The sequence below is a fragment of the Actinomadura rugatobispora genome, from assembly GCF_055379765.1.
The window spans coordinates 6197901-6218244 of the sequence record NZ_AP029191.1; the positions used below are offsets into that span (position 1 = coordinate 6197901).

18 protein-coding genes are annotated in these 20344 nt (G+C 71.6%); 12 read left to right on the forward strand and 6 right to left on the reverse strand.

From position 1 onward, the window contains the following. Positions 1–121 precede the first annotated feature (121 nt). Together ACZ466_RS27855 and ACZ466_RS27860 are read left to right on the forward strand one after the other, a co-directional pair. Positions 122–667 carry a 2'-5' RNA ligase family protein gene (locus ACZ466_RS27855; protein ID WP_378282708.1) on the forward strand — a complete coding sequence of 182 codons (546 nt, stop codon included), beginning with the start codon at positions 122–124 and terminating at the stop codon, positions 665–667. 77 nt (positions 668–744) lie between these two features. Continuing rightward, the gene (locus tag ACZ466_RS27860) at positions 745–1899 is read left to right on the forward strand and encodes a YihY/virulence factor BrkB family protein (protein ID WP_378282707.1); all 1155 of its coding nucleotides are present in this window, start codon (positions 745–747) and stop codon (positions 1897–1899) included. Here ACZ466_RS27860 and ACZ466_RS27865 read toward each other — a convergent pair. After that, a complete protein-coding gene (locus tag ACZ466_RS27865) occupies positions 1869–2294 on the reverse strand; it encodes a nuclear transport factor 2 family protein (RefSeq protein ID WP_378282706.1) in 426 nt (141 codons plus the stop codon). The two genes, ACZ466_RS27860 and ACZ466_RS27865, sit on opposite strands and share 31 nt — an antisense overlap. A gap of 126 nt (positions 2295–2420) precedes the next feature. Then, positions 2421–3677, reverse strand: a complete 1257-nt coding sequence (locus tag ACZ466_RS27870; protein WP_378282705.1) for a D-alanyl-D-alanine carboxypeptidase family protein — start codon at positions 3675–3677, stop codon at positions 2421–2423. A gap of 570 nt (positions 3678–4247) precedes the next feature. On the opposite strand from ACZ466_RS27870, the gene ACZ466_RS27875 reads away from it, so the two are divergent. From ACZ466_RS27875 to ACZ466_RS27910, 8 genes are all read left to right on the forward strand, one after another. Next, a complete protein-coding gene (locus ACZ466_RS27875) occupies positions 4248–5414 on the forward strand; it encodes a glutamate--cysteine ligase (protein WP_378282704.1) in 1167 nt (388 codons plus the stop codon). Positions 5415–5514: 100 nt separating this feature from the next. Next, entirely contained in the window at positions 5515–6984 is a 1470-nt protein-coding gene (locus ACZ466_RS27880; protein WP_464043996.1) for a M20 family metallopeptidase, read from the forward strand. Between the two features lie 355 nt (positions 6985–7339). Beyond that, a complete protein-coding gene (locus ACZ466_RS27885; protein ID WP_378282702.1) occupies positions 7340–8395 on the forward strand; it encodes a BMP family lipoprotein in 1056 nt (351 codons plus the stop codon). A gap of 175 nt (positions 8396–8570) precedes the next feature. Beyond that, positions 8571–10091: an ABC transporter ATP-binding protein gene (locus ACZ466_RS27890; protein ID WP_378282762.1), complete on the forward strand. Its 1521-nt coding sequence runs from the start codon at positions 8571–8573 to the stop codon at positions 10089–10091. Further along, entirely contained in the window at positions 10088–11509 is a 1422-nt protein-coding gene (locus tag ACZ466_RS27895) for an ABC transporter permease (protein WP_417281728.1), read from the forward strand. The genes ACZ466_RS27890 and ACZ466_RS27895 overlap by 4 nt, the downstream gene beginning before the upstream one ends. Then, a complete protein-coding gene (locus tag ACZ466_RS27900) occupies positions 11506–12864 on the forward strand; it encodes an ABC transporter permease (protein ID WP_378282701.1) in 1359 nt (452 codons plus the stop codon). Before ACZ466_RS27895 ends, ACZ466_RS27900 begins: the two co-directional genes overlap by 4 nt. Then, positions 12861–13265 carry a cytidine deaminase gene (locus ACZ466_RS27905; protein ID WP_378282760.1) on the forward strand — a complete coding sequence of 135 codons (405 nt, stop codon included), beginning with the start codon at positions 12861–12863 and terminating at the stop codon, positions 13263–13265. The genes ACZ466_RS27900 and ACZ466_RS27905 overlap by 4 nt, the downstream gene beginning before the upstream one ends. Next, positions 13266–14543, forward strand: a complete 1278-nt coding sequence (locus tag ACZ466_RS27910) for a thymidine phosphorylase (RefSeq protein WP_378282700.1) — start codon at positions 13266–13268, stop codon at positions 14541–14543. Between the two features lie 75 nt (positions 14544–14618). Here the strand turns inward: ACZ466_RS27910 and ACZ466_RS27915 are convergent, their stop codons facing one another. Genes ACZ466_RS27915 through ACZ466_RS27930 form a run of 4 tightly spaced genes read right to left on the reverse strand, consistent with a single transcriptional unit; the run spans position 14619 to position 18656 of the window. Next, positions 14619–15440 carry a carbohydrate ABC transporter permease gene (locus tag ACZ466_RS27915; RefSeq protein WP_378282699.1) on the reverse strand — a complete coding sequence of 274 codons (822 nt, stop codon included), beginning with the start codon at positions 15438–15440 and terminating at the stop codon, positions 14619–14621. Then, entirely contained in the window at positions 15437–16486 is a 1050-nt protein-coding gene (locus ACZ466_RS27920) for a carbohydrate ABC transporter permease (protein WP_464043997.1), read from the reverse strand. Before ACZ466_RS27920 ends, ACZ466_RS27915 begins: the two co-directional genes overlap by 4 nt. Continuing rightward, positions 16464–17819, reverse strand: a complete 1356-nt coding sequence (locus ACZ466_RS27925; RefSeq protein WP_378282697.1) for an ABC transporter substrate-binding protein — start codon at positions 17817–17819, stop codon at positions 16464–16466. The genes ACZ466_RS27920 and ACZ466_RS27925 overlap by 23 nt, the downstream gene beginning before the upstream one ends. 18 nt (positions 17820–17837) lie before the next feature. Beyond that, positions 17838–18656, reverse strand: a complete 819-nt coding sequence (locus ACZ466_RS27930; protein WP_378282696.1) for an alpha/beta hydrolase — start codon at positions 18654–18656, stop codon at positions 17838–17840. A gap of 293 nt (positions 18657–18949) precedes the next feature. Here ACZ466_RS27930 and ACZ466_RS27935 point away from each other — a divergent pair, with 293 nt between their 5' ends. Beyond that, entirely contained in the window at positions 18950–19579 is a 630-nt protein-coding gene (locus ACZ466_RS27935; RefSeq protein WP_378282695.1) for a TetR/AcrR family transcriptional regulator, read from the forward strand. Between the two features lie 321 nt (positions 19580–19900). Continuing rightward, complete coding sequence (locus ACZ466_RS27940) at positions 19901–20245, forward strand: dihydrofolate reductase family protein (RefSeq protein ID WP_378282694.1); 345 nt, start codon at positions 19901–19903, stop codon at positions 20243–20245. The last annotated feature ends 99 nt before the right edge of the window (positions 20246–20344 follow it).

A 20344-nucleotide genomic window follows, 5' to 3' on the forward strand; every position in this document is an offset into this window, starting at 1 on the left:
CGGAGTCCTTCTGGGCGTCCGGGGGACCGCGCCCAGGAGGCACGCAGGCAGGGGCGGGGCGGGGTCCAGGGCCCTTCAAGGGGTCTGGGGGGCCGCGCCCAGGGGCGTCGAGGGCTCGCGCGTGATCGGGGTGGCGATCCCGATCCCGGACCCGTTCGGCGCCCAGCTGCAGCGCATGCGGGCCGCCCTCGGCGATCCGCTGGCGCACGCCATCCCGACCCACATCACGCTGGTGCCGCCCACCGAGGTGGGCGGCGGCCCGGCCGCGCTGGCCGCGATCGACGACCACCTGTCCGCGGTCGCGGCCACCGAGCGGCCGTTCGGGATCAGGCTGCGCGGCACCGCCACGTTCCGGCCGGTGTCGCCGGTGGTGTTCGTCGCGCTGGCCGAGGGCATCGGCGGGTGCGAGCGGCTGCAGGGGCGGGTGCTGACGGGGCCGCTGGCGCGGGAGCTGGAGTTCCCGTACCACCCGCACGTGACGGTCGCGCACCACCTCCCCGAGGAGGTCATGGACCAGGCGTACAAGGACCTGGCGGGCTACGAGGCGGCCTTCGAGGTCCGCGGCTTCTCGGTGTACGAGCACGGCGCCGACGGCGTGTGGCGGCCCCGGCGGCACTTCGGGTTCGGTTCCGCGCCGGACGCCGGCGCCGCGCCGGCCACCGGCTGACCGCCGCGCCCCTCCCCGGGTGACCGGATGATCACAAAGCGGAGCATCGTCCGGCCGCAGCGGGGTAGACGGGGTACATGCGCCAGTTGATCGGCAGGGCCTGGGGCCGGATCGAGGCGTCCTGGGAGGCGGGGGAGAGGCTGCTGCGCGCCGGCCGGGCCCGCTGGCCCTGGCTCGACCACCTGGGCCGCGCGTACGGGCGCTACCAGGACCGCCGCGGCGACCGGCTGGCGGCGGCGCTGACCTGCTACGGGTTCCTGTCGTTCTTCCCGCTGCTGGCGCTGGCGTACGCGCTGCTCGGCTACCTGCTCGGGGTGAGCGACGAGGCCCGCGCCTACTTCGTGCAGGCCGTCGAGGACCTGCTGCCGGGGCTGAAGGACCGGCTCCAGGTGGAGCAGATCGCCAGTTCCAAGACCGCCGTCGGGCTGGTCGGCCTGGTCGCGCTGCTGTTCACGGGGCTGGGCTTCGTCCAGATGCTGCGGGAGGCGCTGCGCGACATCTGGGACAACCCGCCGCAGCCGGAGGGCAACTTCCTGGTGATGCGGGTGCGGGACGCCGGTGTCCTGCTCTTCCTGGGCGCGATGCTGATCACCGGGGTGGCGGTGTCGACGGTCACCGGCTCCGCCACGCACACGGTGCTGGGCTGGCTGGGCTGGGACGAGGTGCCCGGGGCGGGCGTGGCGCTGCGGCTGCTGTCGCTGGCCGTGGCGATCGCCTTCGACGCGGTGGTGTTCCTGGTGCTGTTCTCCCGGCTGTCGGGCACCCGGGCGCCCTGGCGGACGATCTACCGGGGCGCGCTGTTCGGCGCGCTGGGCTTCGAGCTGCTCAAGCAGGTCGCGGCGTTCCTGCTGGACAGGGTCACCAGCAACCCGGTGTACGCCTCGTTCGCGGTGCTGGTCGGGCTGATGATCTGGATCAACATCGTGTCGCGGTTCCTGATGTTCACGGCGGCGTGGACGGCGACCCGGCGGGCCGTGCTCAGCGCGGACGCCACCACCGACTCCGCGGACGGCGGCTCCGCGGACGGCGGCTCCGACGGCGACTCGGCCGCCCGCGACCCCGAGGGGCCGGGCGGTGAAGCCGGGCGGTCCGGCCCGGAGGACCGTTCGGCGGCGGTACGGCCCGCGCCCGCCCAGGACGAGCAGCCCGCCCGCGACGAGCGGCCGGCCCGCGATGGGCGGCGCCGCCGGGAGCCGCGCGGTCAGGACCAGAAGGCGTCGTCGGCGTACTGATCCTCGGCGAGCGTGCGGATCTCGGTGATCCGGCCGTCCTCGATCCGGAACACGTCCACCGCGCGGCCGTCCAGGACCCTCCCGGGCCGTTCGGCGTAGGTGTGCACGAGCGCGACGCCGTAGCCGTCGCCCGCCATGACCGCGTACGGTTCGGAGCGGTACGTCCCGCCCGACAGCTCGAACACGCGGACGTAGAAGCCGAGGACCTCCTCGGGCGTGCGGTAGTCGCCGCACAGCGGGCCGCGGCCCTGCACCCGGTGGACGACCCGGTCGTGCAGCAGGGTGCGGATGATCTCCATGTCGCCTTTGTCGAAGGCGGTGTAGCCGTCCCGGATCAGGCAGGTGTTGGGATGCTCCGTCGCGACCGGGGACGGACGGGCGTGGTCAGGGGACACGGCGCTTCCTCCACACGGCACCGGCCCGCCGTCCAGCGGCGGCGACGCGGTGACCGGCACCATTTCGAGCGTAGGCCGGGACCCCGGACGCCCACCAGTGCGGGCACCCTCACCGATGGGCGCGGATCAGCGCTCTCCGGCGCCGACCGGCTCGGAGGTCTCGCCGGGCGGCGGCGGCTCGTCGTCGTCGCGGCGGCGCCGCATGCCCAGGAACAGCAGCCCGCCGGCCACGCCCACGGCCGCCGCGCCCCCGGCCACCAGCAGGCCCCAGCCCCCGGCCGAGTCGTCGTGCGTGATCGGGTTGGTCGGCAGCAGGTTCTTGTCCGAGGACTTCTTCTTGGCGGCGTCCGGGTCGCCGGGCGGGACCAGCGTGCCCACCGGCCTGGCCTTGCCGGCCGCCGCGAAACCCCAGTCGAGGAGTTCCTTGGCCAGGCGGGAGGGCTGCTCGTCGGCCCGCATCAGCGAGATCACGATGGTGCGGCCGTCGCGCTCGGCCGCCGCCACGAACGTCTGCCGGGCCGCGATCGTGTAGCCGTTCTTGCCGCCGATCATGCCCTTGTACGCCTGGGACTGCCCGGGGAGCATCCGGTTGTGGGTGTGGATCGGGTAGCCGCCGGTCTTCTTGCCCCGCTTGCGCTCCTTCTTGGTGGGCGGGGCCGGGAAGGGGTGGTCGATGGTCTCGGTGTACTTGCGGAAGTCGGGGATCTTCAGGCCCTCGCGCAGGATCAGCGCCAGGTCGTAGGCCGAGGTGTGCTGGGTCTTGACGGTGAGCCCGAGGTCCTTGTCCAGGCCGTTGGGGGAGCCGGCCAGGGTGTCGTGGGCGTTGATCCGGCGCGCCTCGGCGTTCATGTCGGCTAGGGTCTTCTCCAGGCCGCCGTTGGCCTGCGCGAGCCCGAGCGCGGCGTCGTTGGCCGACATCATCATCAGCGCGTAGAACATGTCGGAGACCTTGTACTGCATCTTGGTGGTCATGCCGACCTTGGTGCCCTCGACGTCGCAGGTCGCCTGGGTGGGAAGGACCATCTGCGCCGGGTTCAGCCTGCGGACGAGCGCGAGCGTGGTGAGGGTCTTGATGGCGCTGGCGGGCAGGTAGTGCCCGTGCGGGTCCTTGGCGCCCAGCACCTCGCCGCTGCCGGCGTCGGCGACGATCCACGAGGACGCCTTGATCTTCGGTGCGGCGGGCACCCCTGACGCGGCGTTGACGATCACGCCCCGGCCGCCCAGTTGCGGTCCGCCCACCGGCTCCTTCGGCTTGGCCGGTTCCGGCGTCCGCCCGGCCGCCGGCGCGGCGGCGTTCGCGCCCGGCGCGTCGAGCGGCGCGAGGAACGACGCGGTGACCAGTGGCACGGCGAGCGCCGCGGCGCCCCGTCCCGGACGCCTCATGCCCGCCCTCCCCGCGACTGTGTCGGCAGTGGCTGTGCTCGCAAGCTTCCGCCCCTCGTTCCGGTCGCCCCGCACACGGCTCGTGATCTCCAGCAGAGTAGAAGACTAGGCGACGTGTCCGGAAGATCAGGCATGCCTGTGTCACTACTCCGGAGCCCGTGTACACGGCGTTTTCGGGCATCTCGCCCGGTGGCGCCCGGACAGGGGCGCCATGGCCGCTCCGCCGCCGCCCAGGCCATGCCCCCACCGAACAGTCGTGACACTCAGCGCCATGGCGTCGTTACCCAGAGTTGCCACATTGATTTCCGGACGGGCGGACTAGTCTGTTCGGGTCATGCATTGCTGGTCGGTCGATGACCGAAAAGGGTGACGGGGTGTGATCGGCGCCCGTCCGTACGAGTCAAATGATCCGCTTAGGGCATGGTTTCCCGATGGGTGCGGGCACTGGGCGCCATGATGGGGTGCGACGCCCCGGCCTGGATCCGCGTTTGTTCAGGCTTAGGGACCCGCTGGCTGAATTGCGCCACGTGCCACGCATCGACCTGCGAGGATTGTGGACGGAGGTTGGCCGTGGCCATTGACTTCAACCCATCGCGCGGCGCGACGCTGGGCGTGGAGTGGGAGCTCCAGCTCGTCGACGCGGAGACCCGGTACCTGCGGCAGGACGCCCGCGAGGTGCTGGCCGCCCTGCCGTCGCTCAGCGAGGGCGGTGACAACCCCAAGATCCGGCACGAGCTGATGGAGTCGACGGTCGAGATCGTGACCGACATCTGTCACACCGTCGGGCAGGCCAAGGACGACCTGGCCGCCACGATCGCCGAGCTGCGCACCGCCGCGGCCGCCCGCGGCCTCACCCTGGCCTGCACGGGCACGCACCCCATCAGCGACTGGCGGGACGCGGTCATGGCGCCCATCCAGCGCTACGCCGAGCTGATCGAGCAGATGCAGTGGCTGGCCCGGCGCATCCAGACCTTCGGCGTGCACGTCCACGTGGGGGTGACCGACGTGAACAAGGCGATCCCGATCGTCAACGCGCTGTCGGCCTACCTGCCCCACTTCCTCGCCCTCACCGCCTCCAGTCCGTACTGGAGCGGCAACGACACCGGGCTGGCCTCCAGCCGCGCGGTGGTGTTCGGCCAGCTCCCGACGGCCGGGCCGCCGCATCTGCTGGACGACTGGGCGGCGTTTGAGGACTACATGGACACCTTGCTGCGTGCGGGTACCATCCGGAGCATCAAGGAGGTGTGGTGGGACATCCGCCCGCATCCTGATTTCGGCACCGTCGAGATCCGGATGTTCGACGGGATCCCCACCATGCGGGAGCTGGGCATGGCCGCGGCGCTCTGCCAGAGCCTGGTCACGCTCTTCGAACAGCAGCTCGACCGCGGCTACACGCTGCCGCGGCCGGCGGCCTGGGTGGTGCGCGACAACAAATGGCGCGCCACCCGGTACGGGCTCGACGCCATCGTCATCACCGACGACGCGGGCGGCACCGCCCCCCTCCGCGACGACATCTACGAGCTGATCCGCGAGCTGGAGCCGGTCGCCGACCGGCTCGGCTGCTCCGAGGAGCTCAAGGTCGCCGGGGAGGTCCTGGAGTACGGGGCTCCGTACGAGCGCCAGCGCGCGATCCGCGCCGAGGGCGGCACCGTGTCGGACATGGTCGACGCGGCGATCAAGGAGTTCGAGCAGGACAGGTTCGTCACCCTCGGGGAGGTGGCCGATGCCGGGGGCTGAGGATCCCGGGGCGGCCGCCCCGGAGGGCGGCGCGGCCGGCGACGAACACACAAACAACGGGCGGAGGCCGTTCGGCTCCGCCCTCGCGCAGGGGGCGCAGATGACCCAACCGCGGCCCGGGGTGATGCCCGGCCTTGAACCACCCACCGCCCCGGCGGCGGAGCAGAGCACGGCGGGCGGCGGCGCCGCGGGCGCGGAGCGGTCGGACGCCGGGCCGCCGGGCACGGAACGGCCGGGCGCCGGCCTGCCGGGGCCGGGCGGGCGGCTCGACCCGTCCACCCGGGCGGACCCGTCGCGGCCGCCGGCCCGGGACGTCTCCGCCGCGCTGGGCGGGGCCGCCCTGCAACTGCAGCTGGACGCCTTCCTGGCCCGGTACGAGGACGCGCTGGTCGCGTTCCGCCGCGACCTGCACATGCACCCGGAGCTGGGGTACGCCGAGTACCGCACCACCAAGCAGATCGCCGAGCGGCTGGAGGAGGCCGGGCTGAGCCCGCGGATCCTGCCCCGCGGCACCGGCCTGATCTGCGACGTCGGCCCCGAGGACGGTCCCACGGTCGCGCTGCGCGCCGACATCGACGCGCTGCCGCTGCAGGACGAGAAGGAGGGCGTGCCCTACCGCTCCACCGTCCCGGGGGTGGCGCACGCCTGCGGCCACGACGTGCACACCGCGATGGTGCTGGGCGCCGGGCTGTTCCTGGCGCAGCAGGCGCGGGCGGGGCTGCTGCCCGGCCGGGTGCGGCTGCTGTTCCAGCCCGCCGAGGAGACGCCGGGCGGGGCGCTGGACGTGATGGCGGCCGGGGGCATCGTCGGCGTCGACCGGGCGTTCGCGCTGCACTGCGACCCGCGCACCGAGGTCGGGCAGCTGGGGCTGCGGTCCGGTCCGATCACGGCGGCGTGCGACAAGGTGTACGTGAAGGTGACCGGCCCCGGCGGCCACACCGCGCGCCCGCACCTGACCGCCGACCTGGTCTACGCGCTGGCCAAGATCGTCACCGAGCTGCCGTCGGCGCTGTCCCGGCGGGTCGACCCGCGCTCCAGCCTGTCGCTGGTGTGGGGCCGGGTGTCGGCGGGGTCGGTGGCCAACGCGATCCCCGACGACGGCATCGCCGAGGGCACCGTCCGCTGCCTGGACGACCAGGCCTGGCACCGGGCCCCGGAGATGATGAAGGCGCTGCTGCAGTCGGTGGCGGCCGCCTACGACGTGGAGGCGTCGCTGGAGTACGTGCGGGGCGTGCCGCCGACCGTCAACGAGGCGGCCAGCGTGCAGATGTTCCGGGACGCCGCGGCGCAGGTGCTGGGGGAGGAGGCCGCCGTGCCGACCCCGCAGAGCCTGGGCGGCGAGGACTTCGGCTGGTACCTGGAGTCGATCCCCGGGGCGCTGGCCCGGCTGGGCGTGCGCACCCCGGGCTCGTCGGACGAGTACGACCTGCACCGCGGCGACTTCGACGTCGACGAGAGCTGCATCGCGGTCGGCGTGCGGGTGCTGACGGCCACGGCGCTGACGGCGCTGTGGGACGGCGGCCGTCCCGCCGAGGCCGAGACCTCGGTGGAGGGCGCGGCGCTCGCCTGAATGGCCGCTGCGGCCTGAACGGGCCGCCCCGGCTTGACCGGCCGCCGCGGCCTGACCGTCCGGCTCAGCTTGACCGGCCGCCCCGGCTTGACCGGCCCGTTCCCCGCGAGTCCGGTTCTCTCCCTTCCTCCCCTCGGTCCCCCCGCGCTCGCGTCCTGCGCCGTCACCGCCTTCCCGCCCCTCGTCCCCGCCGCGCGCGATCCCTCCCCGAATCTCGGTGTCCGTGTCCTGACCTGTGGTGATCTAGACCTACACCTTGGTAACGGACGCGTTGCGAAACGGTGCAGCGTGGGCGATTTCCGTGATTTGCGGGGTAGCGTCCGATCGATTTCAGGGGAACGGAAGGAGCGCTGCCTTGCGCCGTGCAATGAAGATCCCGCTCGTCACCCTGACGGGCGCAGCGCTGGTGCTCGGCGCTGCCGCGTGCGGTGGCAAGAAAGCCGACGACGCGGGCGCCGAGGGCGGGAAGAAGACGCTGAAGGTCGGGCTGGCCTTCGACATCGGGGGCCGGGGCGACCAGTCGTTCAACGACTCCGCAGCCGCGGGCCTGGACCGGGTCAAGAAGACCCTGAACATCACGACGGAGGAGATCTCCGCCAAGCCCGACGAGCCGGACGCCGACAAGGAGTCCCGGCTGCGGCTGCTGGCCAACAAGGGCTACAACCCGGTGATCGGCGTCGGGTTCGCCTACACCAACGCGATCAACAAGATCTCCAAGGACTTCCCCGACACCAAGTTCCTGGTCGTGGACGCCGACCAGTGCAAGGTCGAGGGCCCCAACGTGCTGGGCGCGTGCTTCTCCGAGGAGCAGGGCTCGTTCCTGGTCGGCGCCGCGGCGGCGCTGAAGTCCAAGAGCGGCACGATCGGCTTCATCGGCGGCGTGAACGTGCCGCTGATCCACAAGTTCCAGGCCGGGTACGAGGCGGGCGCCAAGCACGCCCGCCCGGACGTCAAGATCCTGCCGGCCAAGTACCTCACCCAGCCGCCCAACTTCGACGGCTTCAAGAACCCGGCGCTGGGCAACGAGGCGGCCAAGGGCCAGCTGGACGCGGGCGCGGACGTCATCTACCACGCCGCCGGCGGCGCCGGCATCGGCGTGATCAAGACCGTGGGCGGCGCCAAGAAGTGGGCCATCGGGGTCGACTCCGACCAGTACAACCAGCCCGCGGTGGCCGAGGCCAAGGACTACATCCTGACCTCGATGATCAAGCGGGTGGACCTGGCGGTCTTCGACTTTGTCAACTCGGTCAGCACCAACACCTTCAAGCCGGGCACCAAGAAGTACGACCTGACCAACGACGGCGTCGGCTTCTCCGCCTCCGGCAACAAGGTGGACGACATCAAGACGAAGCTGGACGGTTACAAGGCCGAGATCACGGCCGGCAAGATCCAGGTCCCGGTCAAGCCCTGATCGGTCCGGCCGCGGTCCGCGTGAGCACACCCCGGCGCCTCCCCGTGTGGGACTCTCGTCACCGAGGGACTTCCGTGACGGGCGAGGCGCCGGAACGCGTCCGCGGGCCGCGCGATCGATCCCGCCGCGCGCGACCGCCGACAGCGAGTCAGGAGGGGCACTCGTGCCTGAGGAGATGCCGGCCGTACGGCTGACATCGATCACCAAGCGTTTTCCCGGCGTGGTGGCCAACCGCGACGTCGATCTGACCATCGAGCGCGGCGAGGTGCACGCGCTGTGCGGGGAGAACGGCGCCGGCAAGTCCACGCTGATGAAGATCCTGTACGGGATGCAGCGTCCGGACGAGGGCACCATCGAGATCGACGGGCGGCAGGTGTCGTTCCGCACCCCGGCGGACGCGATCGGCCGCGGCATCGGCATGGTCCACCAGCACTTCAAGCTGGCCGACAACCTGACCGTGCTGGAGAACGTGATCCTGGGCGCCGAGCCGCGCCGCCGCGGCCGGATCGACTTCGCCGGGGCGCGCGGGCGGATCCGGGAGATGTCGGAGCAGTACGGGCTGCGGGTCGACCCCGACGTGCTGGTCGAGTCGCTGGGCGTGGGCGACCGGCAGCGGGTGGAGATCCTCAAGGTGCTCTACCGGGGCGCCCGGGTGCTGATCCTGGACGAGCCCACCGCCGTCCTGGTCCCGCAGGAGGTCGAGGAGCTGTTCGGCAACCTGCGGGAGCTGCGCGCCGAGGGGCTCACCGTGCTGTTCATCTCGCACAAGCTGGACGAGGTGCTGTCGGTGGCCGACAGCATCTCGGTGCTGCGCCGCGGGACGACGGTCGCGACCCGGCTCGATCCGCGCGAGGTGACCTCGCGGCGGCTGGCCGAGCTGATGGTGGGCTCGGAGCTGCCGACGCCGGAGCTGCGCGAGTCCACGGTCACCGAGGACGTGCAGCTGGAGGTGGACGGCCTGACCGTGCTCACCCCCGAGGGCCGCCCGGTCGTCGACGGGGTATCGCTGCGCATCCGGCGCGGCGAGATCGTGGGCCTGGCCGGGGTCGAGGGCAACGGGCAGGGCGAGCTGATCGAGACGATCATGGGGATCCGGAACGCCGACGCCGGGACGGTCGGCTACGGCGGCGAGGACATCACGCACTGGCCCACGCGGCGCCGTCGCGAGGCCGGGATCGCCTACATCCCCGAGGACCGGCACCGGCACGGGCTGATCCTGGAGGGCGCCCTCTGGGAGAACCGGATGCTGGGGCACCAGACGCAGCGTCCCAACGTCCGGGGCCCGTGGGTCGACCGGCGGGGCGCGCGCCGCGACACGACCCGGATCGTGCGCGAGTACGACGTCCGCACCCCCGGCATCGACGTGCCCGCCGCCGCGCTGTCGGGCGGCAACCAGCAGAAGCTGATCGTGGGGCGGGAGATGTCGGGCGATCCGCGGCTGCTGATCGCGGCGCATCCGACCCGCGGCATCGACGTCGGCGCGCAGGCCGCCATCTGGGAGTACCTGCGCCAGGCCCGGGCCGCCGGGCTGGCCGTCCTGCTGATCAGCGCCGATCTCGAGGAACTCATCGGAATGTCGGACACCCTGCACGTGATCCTGCGCGGCCGGCTGGTCGCCGAGGTCGATCCGGGCACGGTCACCCCCGAGGAACTGGGCTCGGCGATGACCGGCGCCGTCGACGAGGCGGCGTCGTGAGCGGCCCGGAGAAGGCCCCGGAGGACACCCCGCCCGCCGACCTGGAGAAGGCCCCGGAGAAGCCCCCGGCCGCGGAGCCCGCTCCGGTGCCCGCGTGGAAGGCGGTCATGCAGGGGCTCGGGCCGAGCGGCCTGGGGCTGCGGATCGGCGCGCCGGTCCTGGCGCTGGTGATCTCGCTGCTGATCACGATGGGGCTGCTCCGGGTGACCGGCGCGGACCCGTTCAGCTCGATCACCAGCATGATCGACTACGGCACCACCGACAACTCGATCGTCGACATCCTCAACCGGGCCACCCGCTACTACCTGTCGGCGGTGGCGGTCGCGATCGGGTTCCGGATGGCGCTGCTGAACATCGGCGTGGACGGCCAGTACCGGCTGGCGGCGATGCTGTCGGCGGCGCTGGGCGGGGCGCTGACGCTGCCCGCCCCGATCGGCCAGTTCCTGGTGATCCTGTCGGCGATGCTGATCGGCGGGCTGTGGGCGGCGATCGCGGGGGTGCTCAAGGTCACCCGCGGGGTCAGCGAGGTGCTGTCGACGATCATGCTGAACGCGATCGCGACCGGCCTGATCGCCTACCTGCTCAACGACCAGCGGCTGGCCGAGGTCAGGCCGGGCAGCAACAACGTGGCGACCGCGCCGATCCCCGACTCGGGGCGGGTGGGACCGTTCAACGACGTGCTGACCGCGCTGTTCTCCGGGCCGGGCCTGATCGCGGTGCTGATCGTCGGCTCCGCCGTGATCGTGTACTCCGTCCACCGCCGCCAGGCCGCCGGCGGGGAGGGCTCCGGCGCCGCGCCGGGGCTGGTGCTGGGCGCGATCGGCGCGGTGGTGTTCATGGTGGTGACCGCGCTGGTGGTCGCGCCGGTGCTGTCGGACCTGCCCGGCCAGGTGTACGGGCTGCTGCCGATGGCGGTCGTGGTCGGCGTGGTGTTCTGGGTGGTGGTCAACCACACCCGGTTCGGGTTCGACCTGCGGGTCTCCGGGCTGTCCCCGACCGCGGCGCAGGCCAGCGGGGTCAGCGCCCGGCGGATGATCGTGATCACCATGGTGGCGTCCGGGGCGGTGGCCGGGCTGATCGGGATGCCCGAGCTGCTGGGAGCCTCCTACGAGTACTCGCTGAACTTCCCGGCGGGCCTGGGCTTCACCGGGATCACGGTGGCGCTGCTGGGCCGCAACCATCCGGCGGGCATCGCGCTGGCCGCGCTGCTGTTCGCCTTCCTCGACCAGACCTCCGACGTGCTGCAGGAGGTCGACGTGCCCAAGGAGATCGTCGGGGTGATGCAGGGCGTGGTCGTCCTGACCGTCGTCATCGTCTACGAGCTGGTGCGGCGCTGGGAGATCCGGCTGCAGCAGCGGACCGTGGCCGACGAGCTGGCCACCGGGCACGACCTCGCCGCCAAGGGGGCCCCCTCATGAGCGTCACCACCGCGGTCGAGAACACCGTCAAACAGGCGAACGGGGCGCGGCGGCGGCTGCGCTGGCCGCACTACCTGCTGCTGGCGGGCGCGCTGCTGGTGCTGCTCTCCCTGGTCAGGGTGCTGACCGGCGCGGACGACGTGACCTCCAGCGGGACGGTCAGCGCGTCCCTGCGGCTGGCGGTGCCGATCTTCCTGGCCGGCCTCGGCGGCCTCTGGTCGGAACGCTCGGGGATCATCAACATCGGCCTGGAAGGCATGATGATCCTCGGCACCTGGACCGGGGCGTGGGCCGGCTACCAGTGGGGCCCGTGGATCGGCGTGCTGGCCGGGATCCTGGGCGGCGCGCTGGGCGGGCTGCTGCACGCGGTCGCGACCGTCACGTTCGGCGTCGACCACATCGTCTCCGGCGTGGCGATCAACATCCTGGGGCTGGGCCTCACCCAGTTCCTGGCCGGACTGATCTTCAACACGGGCGAGGCCAAGGCGCTGGGCGGCGGCCCCCGGCAGTCGCCGCCGATCGAACCGGTCGGGACGCTCACCGCGCCCGTCCTGTCCGGCGGCGAGTTCTTCGGGTGGAAGAGCCCCGACGTGCTGGGCGCGCTGGAACGGCACCACTGGTTCCTGGTGTCGGACGTGGCCGGGATCCTGCGCGGCCTCACCACCGGCATGTCGCTGCTGACCCTGCTGGCGCTGCTGCTGATCCCGCTGAGCTTCTTCGTGCTGTGGCGGACGGCGTTCGGCCTCCGCGTCCGTTCCTGCGGCGAGGACCCGTACGCGGCCGAGTCGCTGGGCGTGAACGTCTACCGGATGAAGTACGCGGCCGTGATGATCTCCGGCGCGCTGTCCGGGCTGGGCGGCGCGTTCCTGGTCACCGTGGCGTCCCCGGTCTACCAGGACGGCCAGACCGGCGGCCGCGGCTTCATCGGCCTCGCCGCGATGATCTTCGGTAACTGGCGGCCCGGCGGGCTGGCCACCGGCTCGCTGCTGTTCGGCTACACCGACGCGATGAACGTGCGCGGCGGCGGCGAGGCGGTGCACGCGCTGCTGCTGTTCGTCACCGTGATCCTGGTGGCCGTGGCGGTGTGGCAGCTGGTGCGCGGCAACCGGCTGCGCCCGCTGGTCGCCACCGACCTGGACCGGCGGCGCGTCCGCAACGCCTTCGCCGGCGCGGTCCTGGCGGTCGCGGCGGCGGCCGGGCTGCTGGCCTGGTTCCTGCTCAGCGACACGGTGCCGGGCGAGCTGGTGTCGTTCACCCCGCACCTGACCACGCTGCTGGTGCTGGCGCTGGCCAGCCAGCGGCTGCGGATGCCGGCCGCCAACGGCCAGACGTACCGGAGAGGAGAAGCCCGCTGAGCACGATCGACTGGGAGGCGCTGCGGGCCGCGGCCAGGAAGGCGATGGGACGCGCGTACGCGCCGTACTCCGACTTCCAGGTCGGCGCGGCCGGACTGACCTCGGACGGCCGGATCGTCACCGGCTGCAACATCGAGAACGCCTCGTACGGCGTCGGCCTGTGCGCCGAGTGCAGCCTGATCAGCGCCCTGTACGGGGAGGGGGCCCCGGAGCGGCCCCGCCTCGTCGCGGTCGCCGTCGTCGACCGCAACGGCACCCCGCTGATGCCGTGCGGCCGGTGCCGCCAGCTGCTGTACGAGCACGGCGGCCCCGCCATGCTGCTGGAGACCGTCAGCGGTATCAGACCCATGACGGAGGTCCTGCCGGACGCGTTCGGACCCGACGACCTGAGGAGCCGCTAGGTGGACGCGATCGACGTCATCCGGGCCAAGCGGGACGGCGGCGAGCTGAGCCCGGAGCAGATCGACTGGGCGGTCGCCGCGTACACCCGCGGGGAGATCGCCGAGGAGCAGATGTCGTCGCTGGCGATGGCGATCCTGCTGAACGGGATGAGCCGGGCCGAGGTGTCCCGCTGGACCCAGGCGATGATCGACTCGGGTGAGCGGATGCACTGGTCGGCGCTGGACCGTCCCACCACCGACAAGCACTCCACCGGCGGCGTCGGCGACAAGATCACCCTGCCGCTGGCGCCGGCGGTGGCGGCGTGCGGCGCGGCCGTCCCGCAGCTGTCGGGCCGCGGCCTCGGCCACACCGGCGGCACCCTCGACAAACTGGAGTCGATCCCGGGCTGGCGGGCGTCCCTGAGCACCATCGAGATGCTGGACGTGCTGAACTCGACCGGCGCCGTGGTGTGCGCGGCGGGCGACGGCCTGGCCCCCGCCGACCGCAAGCTGTACGCGCTGCGCGACGTCACCGGCACGGTCGAGTCGATCCCGCTGATCGCCTCCTCGATCATGTCGAAGAAGATCGCCGAGGGGACCGGGGCGCTGGTGCTGGACGTGAAGGTCGGCTCCGGCGCGTTCATGAAGACCCACCGGGACGCCCGCGACCTCGCCGAGACCATGGTCGCCATCGGCACCGACCACGGCGTCCGCACGATCGCCCTCCTCACCGCGATGGACCGCCCGCTGGGCAACGCGGTCGGCAACGCGGTCGAGGTCGCCGAATCACTCGAAGTCCTCTCCGGCGGCGGCCCGTCCGACGTCGTCGACCTCACCGTCGCCCTCGCCCGCGAGATGCTCGCCGCCGCCGGCCTGTCCGGCGCCAAGGACCCGGCGGACGCGCTGCGCGACGGCTCGGCCATGGACGTGTGGCGCCGCATGATCACCGCCCAGGGCGGCGACCCGCACGCCCCGCTGCCGGTCGCGCGCGAGTCGTACGAGTTCACCGCGCCGTTCGCGGGCGTCCTCACCCGCCTGGACGCCTTCGGCGTCGGCGTGGCCGCCTGGCGGCTGGGCGCGGGCCGGGCCCGCAAGGAGGACCCGGTGTCGTTCGGCGCCGGGATCATCTGCCACGCCAAGCCGGGCGACAAGGTCGCCGAGGGCGCCCCGCTGCTCTCCCTGTACGCCGACGACGTCGCCCGCTTCCCCCGCGCCCTGGAGGCCCTGGAGGGCGCCGTCGAGATCGTCGAGGACGCCGTCCCCGACCCGTCCCCCCTCATCCTCGACCGCGTCGGCTGACAACGACCGCGTGGCCCGGCGAGCCAAGGCGGCCTCGGTGAGACGGTGGGAATCCCGGAGGGGCATCGGTCCCCGTCACTTGACGGCCCCTTGCAGCAGTGCCTTGACGAAGTTGCGCTGGAATATCAGAAAGATCACCAGCGAGGGCAGGATGATCAGCAGTGATCCGGCGCAGAGCAGCACGGTATCGGTGCCGTACTGGCCCTGGAAGGCACCGAGACCCCCGGCCACCGTGCGTTTCGTCGCGTCGTCGACGAGGACGAGCGGCAGCAGGTACTGGTTCCAGGTGGCCAGGAAGAACAGGACCGAGAGCGCGGACAGGGCCGGAGTGGCCAGCGGCAGGTGGATGCGGCGGAAAATCTGCCAGGTGCCGGCGCCGTCGATCTTCGCCGCCTCCGTGAGCGCTGTCTCGGTGCCGAGGAAGTGGGCCCGCATCCAGAAGACGCCGAACGGCATCAGCAGCCCGATGAGAGGCAGGATGATCGCTGTTCGCGTCCCCAGCAAGCCCATCCTCTGCATGTTGTAGTAGAGCGGGGTGATGAGCGCCTCGAACGGCAAGGTGAGGCCCACGATCAATAGGGCGTAGATCGCCTTTCCGCCGGGCACTCTCAGCTGGGCGAGTGCGTAGCCGGCGGCGGTGGCCATCGCCACGGTGGCCGGGACGACGCCCAACACGATCAATGCGCTGGAGCGGAAAAGGGCGAGGAAGTTGGCGGAACTCCACGCGTCGACGAAGTTGTGCCAGTGCGGGTTCGCCGGCCAGCTGAGTCCCTGCGGAGAGCTGCCCGGTGCCGCAAGGGCGGTCGTGAACATGCTGAGCAGAGGCAGGACGGCGAACAGCATCAGCGCGAGCAGGATGCCGGTACGGGTGACACGCTGCGCGGCGGATGTCCTCACTTCTTCCTCCCCAGCCGCTGGATCGGCCAGATGACGACGAGGACAAGGACCGCCAGGAACACCGCCAGCGCGGATGCCTGGCCGACCTGCTGCTGGAGGAACGTGAGCCGGTAGATCTCCACGCCGGGGACCATGGTCTGGTAACCGGGTCCTCCCTGGGTCGAGATCTGGATCACGTCGAAGCTGGCCAGGGCGGCGATCATGGTGAAGGTGGTGCAGACGACGAGTTCCTGACGCAGCCCGGGCAGCGTCACGGCGAAGAACTCGCGGAACCGCCCCGCGCCGTCCAACCGGGCGGCCTCGTACAGGGACGGGTCGATCTTGCCGATGCCGGCGAGCATCAGCACCGTGCAGAAGCCGAGCATCACCCAGACGCCGATCACGCCCACGGCCGGAAGGGCGAACGTGAAGTCACCGAGCCAGGCCCGCGTCTGCGAACCGAGGCCGAACGCCCGCAGGATCTGATTGACGAGCCCGTCCGAGGAGTACATCCACGTCCACGCGATGCCGGCCGCGACAAGCGGCAGCACCTGGGGAATGAAGAGGACCACCCGGGCGACGGTGTTGAACGGGCCTGGCTTGAGCTCCCGGATGAGCGTCGCCGCGACCAGGCCGAGTCCGACCGGCAGCACCGTGTAGAACAGGATCAGGACGAAGGCGTGTACGACGGATTGCAGGAGCTCCGCCCGGGTGACGAGCGCCTTCCAGTTGTCCAGCCCGGCCGGCGTGGCCGTGCCGATGCCGTCCCAGTGGTAGAAGGAGTACTGCACCGACTGGAACATCGGATAAAGCACGAAAACCGCATACATTCCGAACCCCGGCGCCACCCAGAGCAGTGCGCTCCACTGCCGGGCCCAGGCCGGCCGGGAACGCCGGCCCGCCTCACCGGACGCGGGACGTTCGCCGGCATCTGTCCGGCTCCGCGGAACCGACGTGGCCGAAGCCCCGCCCGCCCCGAGCGGATTGGAGATCGTCGACATTGGGCCTCCCGATAGGGACCGAACCGAATCACCAGGTGCGGTGTCAGCGCCCGAGATCGCGCTCATAGTCGTCCTGGACCTTGGCCGCGAACGCCTTCGGCGACGTCTTGCCGCTGAGCAGAAGCTGCGTCTGCGGCACCAGGGTGTTCACGTTGATCGACGCGGTGGCATCGGCCATGAACCCCACCAGCCCGTCGCTTTTCAGCAGGGCCTGGAACGCCGCGACGGTCGCGCCGACGGCCGATCCGGTCGGCGCGGTGGGCACGGCGCCATCCGCCGGCCCGGCCGGGACGAGGCCGCCCAGGGTCACCGTGTCCTGCCGGGCCTGCGGGTCGGTCTGGACGAAGTCAAGGAATGCCGCCGCGACGTCGGCATTGGGCGACTTCGTCGGAATCCCCAGTGTGGCGGCGGCGGTCATCGCCCAGGAGGAACCGCCGGCTTCGCCGGGCGGAAACAGGAAGAAGCCGAACTTGCCCGGACCGGCCTTGTCCAGTTCGGGGGCCCGCCAGTTCCCGCTGGGCAAGAAGACGGTCTTGCCCTTGATGAATTCGGCGGGCGCCTTGGTCTGGTCGATGGCGTTCACGTCGGTCGGCAGATAGCCGGCCTGCGCCCACCCGTGCAGCGTGGTGGCGGCCTTCACCGTGGCCGGCGTGTCGATGCTCGCGCCGGGCTTGGCGAAGTTCCAGTCCTGGACGCCCTGCGCGTTGCCCGCATAGGCCATCTGCAGGTTCTGCAACGGGTACATGGTGCCCCCGTCCTTGCCATTGATCATGATCGGCTGCAGCCCGGCGCCCTTGGCCTTGGCGAGGAGCTCCTCGAACTCGGCGACGGTCGCCGGTGGCCGGGACATCCCGATGCGCTGCGCGAGCGCCTTGTCGTAGTACACGCCGGTGAGGCCGAAACCCGGGCCGGCGCCGTACAGCGACCCGGTTCCGCGCTGTCTGCCATCCGCCGCGACACGAGTCGAGGCGAACTGCGATCGGGGCCAGTCGTCCCAGCCGTAGGCTTTCGCGTAGGGGTCGAGGTTCGTCAGGAGGCGGTTGTTGATCAGATTGCCGAACTGGGGGACACGGACCAGGTCGGGCACGTCGCTGCCGGCGAGGATGCGCGCGATGTTGGTGGTCAGCGCGCCGTAGTCCTGGCTGGTCACCTTGACGGTGACGTTGGCGTGCCTGGCGTGGAACCGCTTGCCGAGTGCCGTGAAGAACGGCACGTCCGTGCCGCTGGTGACGAGCAGGTTCAGCGTGACGGGCTTGGCGCCGATGTCTGTGTTCACCGGCTTCGACGGCTTGTCCGCCTCGGACGTCGCGCCCGGTGCGCACGCGGAGACGAGCAGCGCTCCGGCGGCCGTGGCGGCGGCCATCCGGACGGCCTTGCGGCAGTGGGTCAGTGATCGCACTGGAATTCCTTTGCGGGGCTAGATGGGGTCGAGGTGCCGAAAGGCGCGACGCAGGGCATCCCCTGCGACGCCGACGGCGTGGTGCGAGTCGGTCATCACGCTGAACATCTCGAAGAAGCCGTGGATCTGGCCGACGTACTCGCGCGACTCGACGGGCACGCCCTCGGCCCGCAGCCGCTTGGCGTAGTCCTCGGCCTCGCCGCGGAGAAAGTCGTGTTCGGCGGTGATGATCACCGCGGGTGCGACGCCTGCCAACGACGGTGCATGAAGCGGCGACGCGTAGGGACTGGCGCGCAGCGCCGGGTCGGGGACGTAGGCCTCCCAGATGTGCTTGAGGCGCCGGTAGGTGTTGGGACCGAAGCCCGGCTGACCGGCGAAGCGGGCGTATCGCCGCTTGAACGCGATCTTGTAGTCGGTGTCCTCCGTGCTGTCGAGCACCGGATAGACGAGCAGCTGAGCCGCCATCTCGACCCCGTCGTCGCGAGCCTTGAGGGCTGCCGCGGCCGCGAGGTTGCCGCCTGAACTGTCCCCGCCGACGGCGACACCGTCGAAGGCGCGGCGCGCCCACTCGACGGCGGTCCAGACGTCGTCGAAGGCAGCGGGAAACGGGTGCTCGGGCGCAAGCCGGTAGTCGACGGAGAGCACGGCGCAGTCGCCCTGGTTCGCCAGGGCCCGGGCGACGCCGTCCGCGGTGTCCAGGTCGCCGTGGATCCAACCACCTCCGTGGGCCCAGATGAGCACGGCACGCTCCGTACCGGTGGGCCGGTAGAGCCGGCCCCCGACTCCGTCCGCGTCGATCGCCTCGACGGACACCACGGGTTGCGGATCGCCCGTCACCGCCAGGACTCGTTCCCGCGCGTCCGTGCGCAGAGCGGCGAGGTCGGCGGCCCAGGGGTCGGGCGACGGCGCCGCCCGCGCCAGAAACCCGCGGACCTCCTCGTGCGGTTGAGGCGGCGCGCCCCCATCGCGGACATCCGGCCGCTCCTGCCCGAACTCTGCGCTCACTCGGTCCCCCATCTGCCTCGACCCAAGACTGACTGACCACTCAGTCTGTTTCCAGGAGGTTACTGAGCACTCAGTCAGTTGTCTATGCTGGATCGACCTTTCGTCAGCGCGAGGGAGAACCAGCCGTGCCCCCTTCCCCAAGGCCCAAGACTTCGTCGGCCAAGGGCATCGAGACTCGGGAGCGCATCGTCGAGGTCGCCGTGCGGTTCATCGCGCGCAACGGAGCACGGGGCACCAGCCTCAGCGACGTCGCGGCCGAAGCAGGCGTGTCGCAGGCCGGGCTGCTGTATCACTTCGGCAGCAAGGAGGCGCTGCTCAATGCCGTGCTCGATCGCTACCTGGCGTTCACCGAGCAGTGGCTGTGGGGCGACGGGCCCGATCCCGGCCTCGGAATCCTGTGGATCATCGCAAGGCACATGGCCGACTGGCCGAGCCACCCGCAGGACGACAGCGTGTACAGCCTGATCGGCCTGAACACGGTGGTGCTCGCGGAGAACGTCGGCAAGGACACCGACCTCCACCCCCGCGTGGCCGAGGGCTACCGGACGACGATCGACCGCGTCGCGGCGACCTTGCGGTCCGCCCAGAAACGGGGCGAAATGCGCGACGACGTGGACCCGCGGCTGAAAGCCATGGAGATCATCGCCTTCTGCTACGGCCTCGAGGCGGCGTGGCTCGTCAACCCGACGATTCCGGTCGCCGACGCCGCCGCCCAATGGGCGGCGCAACAGACCGCCCTCCTGACTGTGACGTGACTCGCCGGGCGTCGTTCCTTCCGCCTCGGGTGTCCGGTTGGCCCTGAGACGTCGGTGTTCGGGAAGCCGGCTGGCTGTCGTGTGGCGGGCGCTGTGGGGTGGGGCTCTGCTGGCGGAGTGGCGGCGCCTCACATGATTCGGGGCGCCGTTAACTGACGTGTCACCAGCCGCAAACGAGAGGATCAGGCTCGTTGGCCGCCTCCCGCACAGCCGTTCCAATGCCGTGGCCTCCGGTAGCAGCACCCGCCGCTCCCGCAGCCATCCGGCCGTCGCGTCGAACAACGCCTTGGGCCGTCCCCGGTCGTCCACGCCGGCGAGCAGATGTGGCCGGAGGAGGCGCCGTTCCACACTCCGGTCTTCGTCGTGACGCACGAGAAGCGCGACCCCTGGGAGCGGCCGGGCGGGACCACCTTCCACTTCGTCAACGACGGCATCGAGTCCGCGCTCGACCAGGCCCGGGAGGCCGCCGGCGATCGGGACGTCCGCATCGCGGGCGGCGGCGCGACGATCCTGGAGTACGTGAACGCCGGCCTGATCGACGAGTTCTCGATCGCGCTCTCACCCGTGCTGTTCGGCTCTGGAATCCGCCTGTTCGAGGGCGTGGACGCGGGCCGCGTGGCCCTGGAACCGGTCCGCGCGGAGCCCTCCCCGAGGGCACGCACCTGACCTACACCGTCCGGGAGCGGTAGGCGCACGGCGGACGACACACACGGTCGGATGGCCAGGAAGGAGCCGGTGGCACTGGGCCGCTCGGCGCCCTTGGGG